Raw genomic sequence first — 17,708 nt, 5'->3', positions numbered from 1 at the left:
GAAGACGCACGGGAAGCGGGGGTCGCACTGCTGAGTTGAGTGGAGCCTTTCGGGGGCTATCCACTCACTCATGCTCGCGGCTACTTGCGGCTGTATCCACGTTGGCGGGTTGCTGGGCCCTGGGGGACTCCATTGAAGACTCGTGGGTTTTCGTGGCCCGCTCCGTTGAAGACGCGCTGGCAAAGGGTCGCGAGACTTTCGGTGTGGGGCTTTTCGGTGGCTATCCGCTCATTTACATTCGCGGCTCAATGTGCGGCTTCATCCGCTTTGGCGGTCCGCAGGGCCATGGGGACTCCTTGCCAGCCGCGGCTCACAACGCGGCGGGGCCTGCTCCTTGACGGTCGGGGTTCGTTGCGGCTTCTGCTGCTTTGGCGGCCTGGCGGGCCGTGGGCGGGTCCGTTGCAGGCGAGGATGCTCCGTGATAGCCTCGGTTCGGACTAAAACATCTCAAAATCGAGGACATGTCGAATGGACCGCAAAGTACACATCGTTTGTTTCTCAATCGTCATGACTGCGTTTGCCGCCTTGAGCGGATGCTCCAGCACGCCACCGGCGGGTGAAGCGAAGAAGGCCGCCCCCCCGACATTCAAGGTCCAGGGCAAGCTGCGAACCATGGATATCGCCACCGCCGCGAGCGATTCCGTTCTCAACGGCGGGGGACCTTCCGTATTCATTTGGGAGGGCATGCAGCAATACCGGCTGTTCTCCAAACGGACCGCCAACGTGGTCGACGGGGAGCACTACATCGTCGAGGGCATTCATGCGCAGAAGATGATTGACGAGATCGGCGATCCCAATGGGGGCAAGGGCGGCTATCCTCTGTTGTCGAGTTGCGAGCGGGTCGTCAAGACAGCCTGGCCAGGCATGTCCTTTGAAGAGGTCGATGTGAAGGCTTCGGCGTTGCGCGGCCGTGTGTCGCGGTATCCGGCCCGGCCCATCATCCTGGTGACGAAGATCCAGTCTGCTCCTGCCACGAAGGAAGAAAAAGCAGCCGCGGACAAAGAGGACGCCCTGACGGTCGTCTCCGTGCCCGCCGAGAAGCAGAAGGCCCTGCTGGTTGAGGGGGCTGCGACTCTACCCGCTCCGATTTGGGAGCCCGCGGCAGGAACGGTGCGGTGCAAGGTCGTTATTGGTTCGGACGGGAAAATCTCTGAACTCGAAACCGGCGCGCAGCTATGTGAAGCGGTGCAGTGGTCGCAATTTCGATATCAGCCCCCGGTCCAGGGCGGCCACCCGGTGAAGGTGAGAACCGAGGTGGAAGTGACGTACCAGCCGCGGAAGTAGGCGGGGAAGTCCGGCAAAGAGCCAGCTCCCGTGGGGATCCCGTGCGGAGGCCCGTGTGACTGTGACTGCCTGACAGTGTGCCGGCTCTTCCGGCGAATCCGTAGAGCCGGCACACCAGAACCGGCTGAACCCACTCAGGGCACGATCAGAATCCGTTGTTGCCAGAAGGCCGCCTGATCACCACCGGAGTCCGTGACAGTCAGCTGGCAGATATATTCACCGGGCGCTATGCCGGCTAAGGATGTAGCGTGCAGGATGGAGAATCGCCGCCCTCGACTCGTGGCAGCAATTTGCGCAGCCTGGACGGGCCCCGTCCCGAAGACCCTTTTCTCTCCGCTATAGAACGCCAGGAACGATTGGAGTCGAGGCGCCGCAGGGCCGGTGTGAGGGTACGCTTCCACTACCAAGTAAAACCTGCGCGATTTACGGAAGACCCTGGTGACACTGGGAATCACCTTTTGGCCATCCTTGACCAGCGGGTGGACCGGATCGGCCTTCTTCCCCGCTTTGTGGGGCAGTTGATCGAGCCGAACCATTTGACTGCTCAGAACGACCGAGCTGATGGGCACCGTTTGGAGCTCGCGATTCAGGTCGGGCACAAGGAACGGCATCTGCCACGTGCCAATCCTGCCGGTGTTCAGATCGCGGGCCAGGAATTTGATGGAGTATTGCCCGGGAAGAAGCGTGAACGCGGTTTCGTAGGCGACAGGGTGGTCTGCAAACCCGCCGGCCATTTCAGAGTCGAGCTTCACATCAATGGAATCACGGACGTTGCGCACGGTAGCGCCAAAGGCGTCCTTGATCTCTCCGATGAAATCAATCCGCGTATGACTGGCTCCGCCGCGGCTGGAAAGCGTCAGTTCACTGCCAGGGATCTTGACCGTGAGTGGAACGAGGTACTCGGCGCGATTCAACTGGAAGTAGTCGATTTCCATCGCAAGCGTCAGTTCCGTCAGCGGATCCCCTGACATCATGGCGTCTTCGAGTTGACGCTCCCGGTCAGCGAGGGTGAAGTTGCGGAAGACTCGCGGCCCATAGTAACCGTGCCGATAGTCGACTTGCAGGGCTGCACTTCGGCCCACTTTGATCTGGATCCGGCGGAGTTTGCCGTCCTGAGCGTCATTGCTCGAGTAGTACCCGATGAGGTAGTAGCTGGACATTGACCTCCACGCTTGCACTACGCCCGCAGACAAGTCGTTGCTGTCGAAGAGAGCCTTGCCGCCAGTGTCGGCGGCCAAGGTCCAAAGTATGTCCTGGGAACGGTCTCGCGAGGTATTGGATTTGAGTGCAGCGGTCCCCGAGTAAGCCCCCAGACCGCCTGGTGAAGCTTGCGAGGCATCCCCCAGCGGCGCTTCGGCTGTCAGTCCTCGCGCATCGACGGGCCAGAGCGACACGCCCGCCCGAACCGCGGCGTTGATGGTCGCTTGAAGCTGAGCCTGGTTATCGCTTCCGTTCAAACGCAAGCCACTGCCGAAGTAGACCAACGCTTTCTTCTCGTTGAGGCGGCCCAGCAGCGCCGACGCCGTCTGCAAGGCGGACAACTGACGATCCGTGCTGAAAATATTGAACTCAGCGTCGTTCTGGCCAAAGGCCGCTCCGGTAGCGCCGTCCATGCCGATCCCTGTCGTATCGTCAGCGCCCTGAATCGCCTGGGCACTCAAAGTGCGAAGCGTCCCCGCGATGGCTCCGGGCTCGCCCGAGAATTCCTGGACCACTTGCACCGAACCGCCTGCGTAGACCATCACGGTAACGAGATCGGCGCTTGTCATTCTTGTTTCGGCGAAGTGCTGCGCCGCGGAGAGAGCCCGCAAGCGGTCGACCACAGGCATGGCTGTGAAGTCAAAGTACAGCGCGAGCAGTCTCCTGTTCCTATGACGGACAACTGGAGCAGGGCCGTCTCCTCCGTTGCTTCCGCTTTCCGTGGTAACTGCGCCCGGCGCGACGGCATCCATCCCGGCGGGGTTCTCAGGCAGGTTCTCGTAATCGAAGAAGCGAATTGCCTGCGGGCTACCATTCTCGAGGAGAGTGAAGTCGTCCGCCGTCAAATCGGCCACAGTCCTTCCCTGTTTGTCTTTTACCGTTACCGCCTGAATGACAAGCCGTGCCGTCGTCTTGAACGTCACAGCCTCCTCTTTCTGGAAGACGCCATTTTGCCCGATTTGCTGCGCCTGCGCGGCGAGTGCGAGGAGGCTCACGAGAAGTGTCCTGCGCACGATTCAGAACCTCACCCGGAACGTCGTCTGGACGGATCGCATGGGGTTCGCTGAACTCGGCGAACCGAACTGGAGACTGGTGATCGAAGTATTCCAGCCAGGGAAGGTCGGATGGTTCAGAGGGTTTACGGCATCCAGGCGCAAGTCGCCGCTGTAGCGATCGCCCAACTGGAACACCCGGCTGATCGAGCTATTCAGGGTCAACTGTTTTGGACCAGTTATCGAGTTGCGGCCCGCATTGCCCCATCGACCCGCCACCGGCACCGCATAGGCATTGTGGTTGAGATTGTGTCCGTCGAGTGAGGAGTAGAGCCCGGCTCCTGTATAGTCGGGCCGAAGGCTTCCGGTGATCCCGGTCCCTGGTACGGCAGCAAGGTACAGGGGATTGAGAGGCAAGCCGGTGCCGGCACTCCACTGTGTGGTGAACGTCCACCGCTTAAACGCCGCGCCGCGCCAGCCGCTGAGGAGAGAGCCCGCACTGGCGCCCATGCCTGAGGTGAATTGCATTTGGCCGGTCAGCAGGTGACGCTGGTCGAAGCTGGAGAGACCCCGTTCCGAACGAAAATCCAGCCAGTTCTGTGCAATCCCGGAATCGCCCCGGACGCCGGCTCCCAGACTTGAGTTGTCGAGCGATTTCGAGAACGCATACGAAAGGTCAGCCGAGAAGCCGCTGCGCATCCGCCGTCGCAGTTGGACCTGGCCTGCCTGGCGTGTCGAATTGCCGGAGGAACTGAGGTAAACGAATCCGGCGGGACAACCGGGGCAAGGGTTGCTGGAGCCTGCAGGATAAGTATTGGGGAGAGACTGCTGGACCGTGTGAGTCCCCTTAATCCCGAGATAGCTTGCGGACAGCACCATGCCGAGCGGGATGTCCCGCTGCACGAGGAGTTGCCAGTTCTGTGCGGACCCCGGCTTGACCAGCGGATCGGCGGCAAAGGAGTTCGAGATTCCGCCAAGAGCGCCCCGAAAGGGATCGGCGATGGTGAGCGGATGACTGTCGCTGCTGCCTACGACCAAGGTGTTCGAGAGTGGGGGCTGCTGGGCCATCCGCTGCGCGATGTCATCGTAGAGCGCGGTATCGAAGTAAACGCCGTAGGCAACTCGAACGACGAGAGAGGAAGCGGCCCGCGGACGCCAGGCCACTCCAACCCGAGGAGCGACGGCTCGCCGGTAGGGATTCACCAAGGAGGCCGGGAAGTCCGTGTTTCGATTTGCGCCACTCGCGAGTTGAAGCGTGGCAGAGGTGAAGTCGGGAGAAAGATCGAGATTGACGAGGCGCCCATAGCGTTCCGTCAGCGGAGTGGAGTACTCCCAACGGAGCCCCGCATTCAGTGTGAGGCCAGGAGCCAATCGCCAGTCGTCGTTGACAAACGCGCTGTAGGCAGAGGCGCGCAAATACTTGTCCGCGTGTCCGAAGGAGATCGAACTGGAATCCGGCGAACCGAGCAGGAAGCCCGCGAAGTCAGACCCGGTTCGCGCCCCTGTGAACACCAGGGTTCCGCGCGGATCGGCGTCCGACAACCAGTTGAACTGCTTCCGCCGGAAATCACCGCCAACCAGAAAGTTGTGGCGTCCACGATTCCAACTCGTCTTCTGACTGATGCCCACACTCTGATTCCGGTTGAACGCGGGAGGGACATCCGACAAGGAGGCGATGCCGCTCGCGAAAGCCAGGTTCGGCGGCCCCCAGTTGAGAGGCTCCTGATTGTTGCCCGCGATGCCTGCATTGCCGGAGATGTTCTCGCGGTCGCTGAAGTTCGACATCGTGCGAGTGCGAAGACTGCTGAACTCCAACCCAAGGGTAAAGAAGAGCCGCTGATCGACGCTGTGCCGCCACGTCGTTGCGGCGTTCCTCCCCGTGACCTGATTCCGATCCACGAAGTTGAAGATACTCGCAGAATCATTCCTGGACGATTGCCCATCCAGGCGGGCGGCGACATGATCACGATTGCCAATTCGATGATCCACTCGCGCCTGGAAGTTGTCCTGGTGGATGGCGCTCGCACTGGGCACCTGATAGTTGAAGCGCGAACCCCCAGGCAAGTTCGGCAGGGGATAGAGTGCGAGCAACGACCTTGCCTGCGGAGTGATGCGATCCTGTGGAATCTGATTGTCCGGAAAGGCGACTCCTGACGCGGGATCACTGAAAGGCCCTGGAGAGCTGGACAAGTCGCCAGCCCGTTGCGCAGCGGTCGGCATGAGCCCGGCCAGCAAGGTGACGTTGCGAGTTCGAGTCCATTGGTAGTTGACCGAGAAGGTAAAGCCACTGTGGGGAATCCATGGAATGCGAGCAGGACCACCGAGGGAAGCAACTCCGGTGAAGCGCGTGTAAGCAGGCTTTGGCGAGTCCTGTCCGGTGAGGGAGAAGGATCTTGCATCCAGAGCGGAGTCGCCCACAATGGCTCCAAGATTCCCGTGATAACGAGCCTGGCGAGATCGCCTAACGTTGCCGAAGGCCACAGGCTGGGCAAACGGCGAGCGCGCCGCGTTATTGGCGCTGCCGGCGATCAGCATGCTGTCGGCAGCCTGAGGATTGACAAGGGTAGGCTGTTCCACTTCCAAGACAGCACCTCCGCGGGCACCGGCGACGACAGGCAGCGGGGGCCCATCCGGTGCGATCGTGAGAGCCCACTGCACTGGTTCGAACTTCCCGTCTACCGTCACCAATCGCTCCTGCGTGCCAAATCCCTGCATCTCGACTCGAATGGTCCATTCGCCGGCTCCCAGGCCCGGTAGCTGATAGGCGCCTTCCCGATTGGTGATGGTCGACTGTCTGGCAGCACCTTCCGTTGCCGTGATCACTGCTCCCGGCACAGGTTGGCCATGGAAGCGCACTACCCCCTGGTGCTGGGCGCTCGCCGCCGCGATCGAGAGCAAAAGCACGGTGCCGCGTTGAATCGCAGTGAACGCCATTGGAATAGCCCTGGCTAATTGCCGGTTGGGACTTTCTCTGCATGCTCCACGGTCAGACTGCTGACAGGAGCCTTGGCAACTTTGAAGGCAAGCCCCAGTTGTTCCTGAAGGATCGTGATCATGGAGGGAGCTCCGTCCGCACTGCCCTGCTCCATCCCTTCCAACGTGTGCTTCAGATCGGAGGCGTTATCGGCAAATTTCACACTGAAGTCGAACACGCCCTCCAACCCGGTCTTGTCCACCACCGGACGGTCGAGCCGAAAAGGGCGCGAGCCCAGGCGCTCCGCCAACTCAGCCATGGAGTAGTTGTGAAACTCAATCGCTCCCCCGTTTGGCAGCACGCTGTTCGCCCCGCCACTGGCAATGGTCAATTTCCCACTTCTCTTCACGGTCATGGCATACACAGACAGGTCCTTCGTTTCGCGGCGAACCGACAACTTGAAACGGTCTGCGAGCAAATTCTGCAACATCAGACGGACCTCGGCCTGGGCTGTCTGGCCGGGCGTGTTCGCGGAGATGTCGTAGCGCTGGGACTCCAGCCATCCGGGACCTGAAATCTGCGAATCACGCAAGTCGTAGGCCCAGCGGATGGCGGAGCGAAGGCTCACGTTGCGCATTGTCAGGTTCGCGGGAGTTAGGGTGATCGTTTCCCGTTCGCTGCCTTCCCCGCCCGCATTGCCGGCCTGATTGGGCCGTACGGAAGCGACAGAGAAGGCAAGAGGGGACAAGGTTTGCGCCAGTCCGAGCTGCGGCGCGGCGCTGGCTAGCAGCAGCAGAACGCTCATTTTCGTACGTCCGGACACACGTAGTGTGCGGTAGGTCATGGGGCCTCCTTCAGGCATCAATCTGGATTGGTCTTTAACTTAGTGGCGGTCCGGGCGATTCATCATGACGCCGGGCCGTCCCTCGAATTCCACTTTGTAGCCGGGTGGTGTTTCGAAGAGCGATCGCCGCGGTTCCTCAAGCACAATGTCCCGCAGTGTGTAGGAGGTTTGTCCGAAGCGCGGATCTGACGTTGTGGAGCGAACGAGCGCCTCAATCGCGGGTGAATACCAGCTTTCCGTCACGATCTCGATGGGCAGAACATTGCCAATCTGACCGGCCGGAAGGGTGACGATGGTCCTCGTTCCATTGCATTCCATTCCCTCGATCATTCTTGTTCCGAGGCTACTTTCGATCGAACCAGGGGCTGGCTTCCGATCAGGGGATCCAGACTCATAGCGGGCAAACTTGCGCACGCTCATCCGCGAGTCATCCACGATGTAGTCCAAACCCGCGACGGGGTCGGAGATCACAACCATTCGCAGCGGGGTGATGGGAGTGGAACCGCCCAGGGTTTCAATCGTCTGTTCGCGGCGAGTTCGCCCCATTCGGTCCCGATAGTGCTGAGTGCTGTTTTGCCGGACGATGCGGTTGCCGTCGGTGAGGGAGCGCACCGTTTCGGTGACTGCCAATGCCCGATAGGGTTTGTCTTTCACAACCGGGCCGTTTCCACCCAGTGTGAGTACGGCGGAGTGCATCGCCTCCGCAGCCCTCTTTTGCGCGTAGTCCGCAGCGGCGTCCCGCGGACTCGCAGGCTGAGCCCGCGGCGACGTTCCGAGTTGGCGGCGCTCCGCTTCCAGCTTTGCTTTCCTTTGCGCGTCATCGGGTTCCTGAGCCCAAGTGCAACCCACGACCAGAACGAGAATGATGGAGCGGAAGAGATCGGTGCACGGGATCATGAATTTCAGCCTTTCTTCTCAACTTGCGGCTTATCGAACCAATCGCATGGCTCGAGCGAGCCCATCATCGCCAACCACAAAATCGACGCGGACGAGTTCAGAGGTCAGCGGCGCCGGCACATCCAGGCCGTATTGACGCAGGTCGCCCTTCCTCAACTGCATCGTCAGGATGGTCGTGGTCTGCGGGGGCGATAGAAATTCGCTCGAGGGAAGGGGCATAAAAGCAAAGATTGGGTCCAGAGGCGGGGCAGGAACGGGTCGGACGGCGGCCGTCTTTGTTTTCGCCACCGGCTCGACTGGTTGGAACTGCGATTCGGTCTTCTCTGGAGCAAGGGCCGCCGTGCGAGGGACTGGAGCCGGAACTGTTACGGTCGACGGCGGAACGCGCAGGACGAGAAAGGCTATCAGCGCCGCGGCAGCCAAGGCAGGAGGCCAATAGAGCATCGGACGAGCAGGACGACGGGTTCGCATCTCAGTGCGCAGTTTTCGTTCCAGGCCTGGAGGCGCTGCGATGGAGCGGTGCTTTGAGCGAAGCTCCCCTAGTGCGTCTTCCAGTTCATCCCTGAGACTCCTCATTGCCCCTCCTCCCTTTTCTGAACCAGCCCAACCTTCAGGAGCGCCGCGAGCCGGTGCTTGGCGCGATGCAATCTCGATCTCACCGTTCCGACTGGAATGCCGAGCACTTTCGCGGCATCTTCGTACTTCATCTCCTCCAGTTCACAGAGCACAATGACTTCGCGAAGCTCGACCGGAAGAGTCTCGATGCCCCGCTCCACCGCTTGGGTCGCCTCCCTGCGTGTGAGAATCTCGGACGGGTCCTCGTCCAAAGATTCGATGTTCTCGAGCTCTTCGCCGGACGGCATTGCAGCGTGCCGATGCTGCGCCCGAAGCTGTTTCCACGCCTGGCGCCGGGCGATTCCACAGAGCCAGGTTGAGAGCGAAGCGCGTTCTGAATCGAAATCGTGCGCCTGATTGAGCAGAGCCAGAAAGACCTCTTGCGTGATTTCCTCGGCGAGGGATTCGTCCTGCACCAACCGCAACGAAAAGCGATAGACCAACCCTCCGTGGCGACGGTAGAGTTCGCCCATGGCCTCTTCGCTGCCAGTGTGAAGCGAGTCGAGCAGATCGCACTCGGACGTCGATTCATCAGCCCGCTTGCGTGCCCTGCGCCAGATCATCTGTCTTCCATGATTACCGCGAGACTGGAATTAGTTCTCCTGGATCCAGGAATATTTTCATTTTCGGACCAGGATCATCGCGAAGTGGGGCTCGCTCAGTTTTCTCCTGCCTCCATCCAGGGCGCAGCAGGCCGAGCCGAACTGGGAGCCCGCGGCAGGGACGGCGCGCAGTTATGCGAGGTGGCGCCGTGGCCGCCATTTCGATAGCAGACCCCGGCCCAGGGCGGCCGCGATGCGTGGGCTTCCACTGAGGATGGTCAGTTTGGAGGGATCCTGCGCAGACGGATGTTGCGATAGCGGACCTCGGACGCGTGATGCTGCAGCAGGACGGGGCTGTCGAAGGCAAAGTCCACGGGATAGCGGGCGGTTATCACTCCGTTGAGCCAGTGCTCCACGTGGTCGTCCGTGACCAGTAACCGGGACTCGTTCCACTCGCCGGCCGGCCGGGCAGCCGGTTTGGAGACGGGGACGACGCCGTACAGTGCTCCGCTTTTTTGACGGTCGTCGACGCGGGCTCCGGGGTCGCCTGCGTCGTCGGCCATCTGGTATTCCCATCCGGCGGCATAACGGGCAGGTCCAAAGCCGATGGTGTCGGCGCCAAACAACCGGTATTTCACGCCGGAGTTGCTGCGCGCGGACGCCATCCATTCCCAGCGCAGCTCAAAGGACCTGTATTCGCGGTCGCTGCGGAGGTCGGCGCCCTGGCTGCCGGGCACGGAGATGAGGCATCCCTCCGCCACCCGCCAGGATTGGCCGAGGTCGCGAGCTCCGACCAGGGTCAGCCAGTGCCCACCGGATTGCCCGTCAAACAGGATCTCCCAGTCTCCATCCTGCTTGAGGGGTTCGGCCGGGGCAGAAGTGTCCAATAGAGGAAGCGGCTGATTCAGCGTCTCGTGCACAGTGGCCAGTTTCCAGGACGGTCCCTCGCGAATGAGTGTGTAATTGAAGGCTCCGGAGGAGTAGAGCGCGCCGGGAGTTGTGTCTCGCCACAGGCCGACGGCCACCGCCACGTCGGGGCGCAGGAATTCGAGGTGGCGGATGAAGTGTGCGATCTTTCTTTTGTCGCCGGTGGTGCGTCCGAACAGGTTGCCCAGGCGGGTTCCACCGGAACTGAAGCGAGTGGAGGCCGGGCTGGTGAGGGAGGCCAGGGTTTCGCGGTTGCCGTCCTGCCAGGCCACGAAGTAGCGGCCGATGGTGTCCCGCACCCCGCGTTCGGCGGTGAAGTGGTCCGGCGTTTGTGAGGGGGCCGGGACAGTGAGACTGAGCAGCAGGAGGGCGTAGCATCCCTGATTCATGTGCAGAGTGTAGCGTGTTTGGTTGGATTGGCGAGGTGGCCGTGCTCCGGCAGAGCGGCGGGCTGTTCAGAAACAAGCCGGACGCCTTCCAAACTTCCCAAATATCCACAGCCCCCCTCTGGTGCGAAGCGCTCGATGGGAACTTCCACGAATCGATTGAACTCTAAAAGGCAGATGAGCTCGCTGGCCCGAGGTACTTGGAAGGTGACTGTCGCAGCCCTTGCACTCAGCTGCATCGCAGCACCAGCAGGAGCGACGGAGAAATACTGGATTGCCAGCCAGGCCCAGCTAATCGTGGTTGCTACTTATTCTCAGGGGTGGACGTATCCGTGGTTGGATGGCTGGCACGTCTCCGGATCTCTGAAAGTTGATGAGATTCTGTATGGCTCGACCGTGGAGCGCCAAATCCGGTATCAGTTCACATGTGGGTGGGCTGTCTGTCAAACATGGCCACCGCCACGAATCGGTCAGCTCTTCGGCGAAAAAGGCGTCTGGTTCTTGCGCTCGGAAGATCAACGGACCTGGGAACCGCCAGGGAACGGGGGAATCGATCCGGGCGTTCGCAGTATTGAACAGAAGCGCGATTTCGAAGAGCATATTCGCCGATACAAACGGCGCGATGCGCAATAGCCGAATGCCTGTTGGCAAACAAAGTTTAGGGGCCGCGCCGTCATCGACCCGGCCTGCTGTCGAACCACACTTAAGGCCGAAGGAGAAGCGGTGGGGCTACTCCGGCGGCAAGGACAACGCCCGAGATCACCCAGCAGCCCCCACAGAATCGCCAGAAGTAGGTCAAGATTAACACCCCGCGATCTGATTCGAAGAACCGGGGTGAAGTTCGAAAGGTCAAGTAGTACCGAGCCCACCGAGAATGGCCCCGCGAACAATCGCGCTGCAACGAGGCGAGTTGACTGGCAAAACGTATCAATACAATCCCCACAAGTAAGGCTGGTATTCCTTCGATGAAACCCACGCGATAACGGTACCAGCCCACGCCGCAAGCGTACAGGGGGTCACCGTATGGCGTGCGGGTTGCGGCCTGGCACCGGCACTTCCTGATGAGTATGGTTAGGTTACGCGGGACCGGTCGGAGGATGCTCGTTCCCCGCCTGAATCCCGCCGCCTCTACAGCAGCGCCGACGGGAGTTGCTCCCTGGTCAAATTCTGCTGATCACCCGTAGCCATGTTCTTCAACGCATAGACCCCGGCTTCGATCTCGTTGTCGCCAAGAATCAGCGCATATCGCGCCTTCAGCTTATTAGCGGTCTCCATGGCGCGCTTCAGCTTGTGATCGGTAGAGACCTCGACGACGTTGCCGGCGCGGCGCAGATCGCGGGCCAGCAGGGCCGCATGCTTCACCGCCGCGCCGCCCATGGGCACCAGGAACACATCCAGCTTTGCCAGGTCCTCGGCCTTTGTCTGCTCCTCGATAGCCATCACCAGACGATCCTCGCCGATCGAGAAGCCGATGCCCGGCGCCGGCACTTTCGAGCCCAAGGACTCAGCCAGTCCGTCGTAGCGCCCGCCGCCCAGAATCGAGTTCTGCGCGCCCAGGGCTCCGTGCGTCACCTCGAAGGTCGTGCGCATGTAGTAGTCCAGCCCGCGCACCAGGCGCGGCCGGATCTCGTACTTCAGTTCGCGCGCCGACAACAGCGACTTCACCGTCTCGAAGTGCGCTGAGCACTCCGGGTCCAGGTAGTCGAGGATCGACGGCAGCGCGTCGATGATGGGCTGATCCTCGGGCACTTTGCAGTCCAGCACACGCAACGGATTCGTATCCGCGCGGCGCTGGCAATCTGTGCACATGGTGTCCTTCACGGACTGCAACCGCTCGCGCAACGCTTCCACAAAAACAGGGCGGCACTTCTTGCAGCCCACGGAGTTCAATAGAAGCGTTGGATTCTGCGCGCCGCAGCGCGTCAGGATCTCCATCGCCAGTTCGATGACTTCCGCGTCGACGGCCGGGGCTTCCGTGCCGATGCACTCCGCGCCGATCTGCGAGAACTGCCGGTAGCGCCCCTTCTGAGGGCGCTCGCGCCGGAACATGGGCCCGATGTAATAGAGCTTGGTCAGCCCCGGGATCTGGTCCAGACGGTGCTCGATGTAGGCGCGGATCACCGACGCCGTGTTCTCAGGCCGCAGTGTGATGGACGAGCCGTCGCGGTCGTCCCAGGTGTACATCTCTTTCGAGACGATGTCGGTCTCTTCGCCCACGCCTCGGGCGAACAGGGCCGTCTCTTCAAAGATAGGCGTGCGGATCTCATGGTAATGGAATGAGCGAAACACCTCGCGCGTGACGGCTTCCACGTGGTTCCACACGGCCGATGAAGGCGGCAGAATGTCTCGGGTCCCTCGGACTGCTTTGATCATTTGGATTTGTTTAGTGAGCCGCTTCGTCGCGGTAGTCCTGGCGATAACGGATGTAGCGCTGGGCGTTCTCCTTGAACCGCGCCTTCTCCTCCTCCGTCACCTGGCGGCGGACCTTGGCCGGCACGCCCATCACCATCGATTCCGGCGGGATCTCCATGCCTTCGGGCACCAGCGAGCCGGCGGCGATCACCGATCCTCGCCCGATCTTCGCCCCATTCAGGACAATGGCGCCAATTCCGACCAAAACGTCGTCTTCCACGACGCAGCCGTGCAAACAGACCATGTGGCCAACGGTCACGCGGTTCCCCAGAATCACGGGGTACCGGTCCAGCTCTCCATGCAGCACGGAGCCGTCCTGGATGTTGGTCTCGTCACCGATCACAATCTTGTTCACGTCGCCGCGCAGCACCGCGCTGGGCCATACGGACGAACGCTCGCCCATCGTGACATCTCCAATGACAGTGGAGGCCTGGTCGACGTAGGCGGTCTGGGCAATCCTGGGGTAGATACCCCGATAAGGACGAATCATAGATGTTCCCGCAAGAAACTACCATCGTATCATCGAGAGTATGAAGCTCTGTTTGCTGTTCACGGCGGTGCTGCTATTGGCGAATGTGGCGGCCCATGCACAGAAGGCGCCATTCACCGCCGCCGAGATGCTGAAGTTAAAGCGAATCTCGGAGCCGAATGTCGCCCCTGATGGACACGCCGTTGTCTTTACCGTCGGCGAAGTGGACGTCGACAAGAACGCCCAGGATCGCCAGCTTTGGATCGTCTCGCCGAACGGAACCGGTTTACGCAAGCTCACTACAGAAGGCCGGAATACCGGCGCTCGATTCTCCCCGGACTCCAAATCAATCGCATTCATCTCTACCCGGGGCGGCTCCGGCCAGATCTGGATTATGGACGCCGATGGGCGGAATCCCCGGCAGGTCACGAAGCTGAGCAGCGAGGCCGACGGGGTGATCTGGGCGCCGGACGGCAAGTCAGTGGTATTCACCAGTGAGGTGTACCCCGAATGCAACGCCGACGACGCCTGCAATGCGAAACTGATCGCGGCGGAGGAGAAGAATAAGGTCAAGGCCCGCACCTATACCAGCCTGCTGTACCGGCACTGGACCGCGTGGCGCGGCAAGCGGGTGAAGCACCTGATGACCGCCCAGGTGGATGGCGGAGCGGTAAAGGATCTCACCCCTGGCTTCAAGTACGATGTGCCGCCCTTCTCGCTGGGCGGCGGTGGCGACTATGCCATCTCGCCGGACGGGAAAGAAGTCTGCTACGCGGCCAACCTGGATGAAGACCAAGCCACCAGTACCAACTGGGAGCTTTACACGATTCCGATCGAGGGCCCGTCCGACGGCGTGGAACCGAAGAAGATCTCCACCAGTCCCGGAGCCGACGCCAGCCCACAGTACTCGCCCGACGGTAAGTGGATTGCGTGGCGCATGCAGGTTCGCGCGGGCTATGAGAGCGACCGCTGGCGGCTGGTGGTGATGGATCGTGAATCCGGCCGTATCAACGTGCTGACCGAGAATCTGGACCGGCATGTCACCGGTTTCACCTGGCATCCCGACTCCCGCCGGCTGGCTTTCACCGTGGAAGACCGCGGCCGCCAGCAGGCGCAACTGATCTCCGTGAACGGCGGAGGAGTGCGGTCCATGACCCAGGGCGCGACGCACGTCGACGACCTGCAGTTCACCGCCGACGGGAAGACGCTCATCTACACCGAGGTGACCGGCGCCAGCCCGACCGAGATCTACAAGGCGGCCAGTTCGGGCGGCGCTCCGGAGCCCCTGACCAGGCTGAACGAGGCGTTCCTGGCCAGCCACGACCTGCGCAAGCTGGAGGAGTTCACGGTCACCGGCGCGGAGAGCGGGCAGGTTCACTCGTTCCTGCTGAAACCGCCGAACTTCGACTCGTCCAAGAAGTATCCGGTCCTGTTCCTGATTCACGGCGGTCCGCAGGGCGCGTGGGGCGAATCGTTCAGCTACCGCTGGAACCAGCAGGTGTTCGCCACGGCCGGCTTTGTCGTGGTGATGCCGAATCCGCGGGGATCTACCGGCTACGGCACCAAGTTCACCGACGACATCAACGGCGACTGGGGCGGACGCGCCTACGAAGACATCATGGCTGTGGCCGACTACGTGGCCAAGCTGCCCTATGTCGACGGCGACCGCATGGCCGCTTCGGGTGGCAGCTACGGCGGCTATATGGTGGATTGGATCGCCGGGCACACCAACCGCTTCAAGGCGCTGGTCTCCCACGCGGGCGTCTATGATCTCTCCAGCATGGGCGGTGAGACGGAAGAGCTGTGGTTCTCCACCTGGGAGTTCAAGGGCTTCCCTTGGCAGAACCAGGAGATGTACGACAAGTGGTCGCCCTCGCGCAGCGCGGCCAACTTCAAGACGCCGACGCTCGTCATCCACGGCGAACTGGACTATCGAGTGCCGTATGGCCAGGGCCTCCAGTTGTTCACCGCTCTGCAGGCACAGAAGGTGCCCTCCAAGCTGCTCGTGTTCCCGGACGAGGGCCACTGGGTGCTGAAACCGCAGAACTCGCTGTTGTGGTACTCCACCTTCCTGGACTGGGTGGAGGAGTGGACGAAGAAGCCGTAGCTCGAACCGCAAACGTCATCGCCCTGCATTGCCATCGTCATTGAACGGCAACACTCTTTCGATACAGTCAACAGGCGAAAAGAGGGTTGCCGGCTGACATGGGAAATCTGACGTGACGGCGCTGGAGCATTCGCGCCGTGAATCAATACTACTCACTCCGGGGCCAGTCACTATCAGCCCGGGTGTCCAAGCCGCCCTGCTGCGGGGCCTGGGCGCGGTGGAGGGAGACTTTCCGGAGGTGGTCCGCGGGATCCGCCGCGAGTTGCTCAGCGCGGCGGGCCTGGATCAGGCGGAATACGACGCAGTGCTCCTGCCGGGCTCCGGCGCAGCGGCGCTGGAGGCCGTGATCGGCTCCGCGATTCCGCGCACGGGCCGGCTTCTGGTCGGGATCAATGGAGAGTCCGGCCGCCGCATCGCCCGAATCGGCCTGGCGCTGGGCGTGGATACGCGCCGCCTGGAGTGGCCGGCGCAGGCGCCCCTGGAGCCGGGCCAGATTGCGATGATCCTGGAGAGTGATCCGGCGATCACACATGTCGCGGTGGTGCACTGCGAAACGTCCACTGGGCTGCTCAATCCCGTTGGTGAGATCGGACGGGTGGCCGCCCGGCAGGGCCGGGCGCTCCTGGTCGATGCCTCGGGCAGCCTCGGCGGCGTGCCGATGGAACCGGCGGACGGATCCGTACAGTTTATGGCGTCCTCGTCCGAGAATTGCCTGCAAGGCCTACCGGGTGTAGGTTTCGTGCTCGCCCGGCGCACCGCCCTGGAGCGCTGCGTGGGCCAGGCTCGCGGCTTCACTTACGACCTGGCGGCCCAATGGATGGCACAAACGCACAATGGACAGTTGCGTGCCGCGCCGCCCGCGCCTTCGTTGTTCGCGCTGGGGCAGGCCCTGGAGGAATTGAGGGAGGAAGGGGGCGCCAGAGGGCGCGCAACACGCTATTCCGCCAATACCCGCACTCTTCTGGCAGGAATGCGTGCGCTGGGCTTCGAGCCCTTGCTGCAACCCGAGGTCCGCAGCCACATCACAACCGCCTTCCGCTACCCGGGCCATCCAGGTTTTCAGTACGACCTGTTCTCCGCGCTGCTGCGGAAGGACGGCTACGCCCTGGAGTCCGGCACACGCCAGCGCGATGGGTACTTTCCCGTGGCTGCCATCGGTGATCTCTATCCCGGTGACTTTGAACGGTTCACCTGTGCGGCCCATCGCGTCCTGACCACCATGGGGGTCGACTGGGCGCGTCCTGCGGCGACGGCCGAGGCGAGCGACACTATGGTGAGGGGGTGAGTATGGATTTCGTCTATCGCCGCAGTTATCGCGGCCGTGTCCGCGCAGTGATCTTCGACCTGGCCGGCACGACGGTCGACTTCGGCTGCCGCGCTCCGGTCGAAGCGTTGATTGAGCTTTTCCAGAGGCATGGGATTGAGGTCCCAGTGGAAGACGTGCGGCAAGCCATGGGCATCCACAAGAAAGACCACCTGCGTGCGATCCTCCAGTCCAGGGTCGTCGCCGGGCAGTGGCGCGCCGCGCATGGTGAGACGCCCGATGAGGCCGACACGGAGCGTCTGTTTACGGAATTCATCCCCATCCAGACCGCCGCCATCGGCCGCCACGCGGATGTCATCCCCGGCGTGAGCGAAACGATCAATCAGCTGCGCAAACGCGGCATACGAATCGGCGCCACCACCGGTTATTCCAGGGAAATGGTGAAGGGCCTGCTGCGCGACGTTGCCGCCAGCGGTTTCCAGCCGGACAATCTCATCTGCGCCGACGATGTCCCAGCCGGACGGCCGGCGCCCTGGATGGCGGTCACCTCGGCCATGAAGCTCGGCATCTACCCGCTGGAAGCCTGTGTCAAAGTCGGCGACACGGTGGCCGACATTGAAGAGGGACTGAATGCGGGCATGTGGACCGTCGGCATCACCTGGGCCGGCAATGAGGTGGGACTCTCCGAGCAGGAGTGCGAGTCGCTGGGGCCCGACGAACTGACTCGCCGCGTCACCCGCGCCACGGATCGACTGGGCGCGGCGGGCGCGCACTTCGTCATTGAGAGCGTGCAGGACCTGCTGCCGGTGATCGAAGCCATCGATTCGCGCATGGCCGCCGGAGCGAAACCGTAGA

At 62.0% G+C, this 17,708-nt stretch carries 14 protein-coding genes; 5 read left to right on the top strand and 9 right to left on the bottom strand.

Features of this window, described 5'->3' with window-relative positions; genetic code table 11:
- Positions 1-468: 468 nt before the first annotated feature.
- A complete protein-coding gene (locus tag IRI77_RS29685) occupies positions 469-1,284 on the top strand; it encodes an energy transducer TonB (RefSeq protein WP_194448583.1) in 816 nt (271 codons plus the stop codon).
- Between the two features lie 134 nt (positions 1,285-1,418).
- On the opposite strand, the gene IRI77_RS29680 is transcribed toward IRI77_RS29685, so the two are convergent.
- The 7 genes from IRI77_RS29680 to IRI77_RS29650 all read right to left on the bottom strand — a co-directional run bounded on the left by IRI77_RS29680 (position 1,419) and on the right by IRI77_RS29650 (position 10,604).
- Complete coding sequence (locus tag IRI77_RS29680; RefSeq protein WP_228486384.1) at positions 1,419-3,479, bottom strand: VWA domain-containing protein; 2,061 nt, start codon at positions 3,477-3,479, stop codon at positions 1,419-1,421.
- A 21-nt stretch (positions 3,480-3,500) separates the two neighbouring features.
- Entirely contained in the window at positions 3,501-6,410 is a 2,910-nt protein-coding gene (locus tag IRI77_RS29675; protein WP_194448582.1) for a TonB-dependent receptor domain-containing protein, read from the bottom strand.
- A 14-nt stretch (positions 6,411-6,424) separates the two neighbouring features.
- Positions 6,425-7,234: a TIGR03435 family protein gene (locus tag IRI77_RS29670; RefSeq protein WP_194448581.1), complete on the bottom strand. Its 810-nt coding sequence runs from the start codon at positions 7,232-7,234 to the stop codon at positions 6,425-6,427.
- A 39-nt stretch (positions 7,235-7,273) separates the two neighbouring features.
- On the bottom strand, positions 7,274-8,131 hold the full coding sequence (locus tag IRI77_RS29665; RefSeq protein WP_194448580.1) for a hypothetical protein: 858 nt from the start codon (positions 8,129-8,131) through the stop codon (positions 7,274-7,276).
- A gap of 30 nt (positions 8,132-8,161) precedes the next feature.
- Positions 8,162-8,350, bottom strand: coding sequence for a hypothetical protein (locus IRI77_RS29660; protein WP_194448579.1), 189 nt, complete (start codon positions 8,348-8,350; stop codon positions 8,162-8,164).
- Between the two features lie 353 nt (positions 8,351-8,703).
- The gene (locus tag IRI77_RS29655; RefSeq protein ID WP_194448578.1) at positions 8,704-9,309 is read right to left on the bottom strand and encodes an RNA polymerase sigma factor; all 606 of its coding nucleotides are present in this window, start codon (positions 9,307-9,309) and stop codon (positions 8,704-8,706) included.
- Between the two features lie 257 nt (positions 9,310-9,566).
- On the bottom strand, positions 9,567-10,604 hold the full coding sequence (locus IRI77_RS29650) for a 3-keto-disaccharide hydrolase (RefSeq protein WP_194448577.1): 1,038 nt from the start codon (positions 10,602-10,604) through the stop codon (positions 9,567-9,569).
- Between the two features lie 174 nt (positions 10,605-10,778).
- On the opposite strand from IRI77_RS29650, the gene IRI77_RS29645 reads away from it, so the two are divergent.
- Positions 10,779-11,234 (top strand): hypothetical protein, encoded by a 456-nt coding sequence (locus IRI77_RS29645; RefSeq protein ID WP_194448576.1) that lies wholly within the window; start codon positions 10,779-10,781, stop codon positions 11,232-11,234.
- Positions 11,235-11,729: 495 nt separating this feature from the next.
- Here the strand turns inward: IRI77_RS29645 and hisS are convergent, their stop codons facing one another.
- Together hisS and IRI77_RS29635 are read right to left on the bottom strand one after the other, a co-directional pair.
- Entirely contained in the window at positions 11,730-12,974 is a 1,245-nt protein-coding gene (gene hisS, locus IRI77_RS29640; protein WP_194448575.1) for a histidine--tRNA ligase, read from the bottom strand.
- Between the two features lie 10 nt (positions 12,975-12,984).
- Positions 12,985-13,503 carry a gamma carbonic anhydrase family protein gene (locus IRI77_RS29635; protein ID WP_194448574.1) on the bottom strand — a complete coding sequence of 173 codons (519 nt, stop codon included), beginning with the start codon at positions 13,501-13,503 and terminating at the stop codon, positions 12,985-12,987.
- A gap of 40 nt (positions 13,504-13,543) precedes the next feature.
- On the opposite strand from IRI77_RS29635, the gene IRI77_RS29630 reads away from it, so the two are divergent.
- From IRI77_RS29630 to phnX, 3 genes are all read left to right on the top strand, one after another.
- Entirely contained in the window at positions 13,544-15,589 is a 2,046-nt protein-coding gene (locus IRI77_RS29630) for an alpha/beta hydrolase family protein (RefSeq protein WP_194448573.1), read from the top strand.
- A 112-nt stretch (positions 15,590-15,701) separates the two neighbouring features.
- Positions 15,702-16,874: a 2-aminoethylphosphonate--pyruvate transaminase gene (locus IRI77_RS29625; protein WP_194448572.1), complete on the top strand. Its 1,173-nt coding sequence runs from the start codon at positions 15,702-15,704 to the stop codon at positions 16,872-16,874.
- Positions 16,875-16,876: 2 nt separating this feature from the next.
- Entirely contained in the window at positions 16,877-17,707 is an 831-nt protein-coding gene (gene phnX / locus IRI77_RS29620; protein WP_194448571.1) for a phosphonoacetaldehyde hydrolase, read from the top strand.
- The last annotated feature ends 1 nt before the right edge of the window (position 17,708 follow it).

This window comes from Paludibaculum fermentans (assembly GCF_015277775.1).
Lineage (GTDB): Bacteria > Acidobacteriota > Terriglobia > Bryobacterales > Bryobacteraceae > Paludibaculum > Paludibaculum fermentans.
The sequence above is the reverse complement of the archived record's forward strand: the minus strand, read 5'-3'. Positions and strand labels throughout refer to the sequence as shown.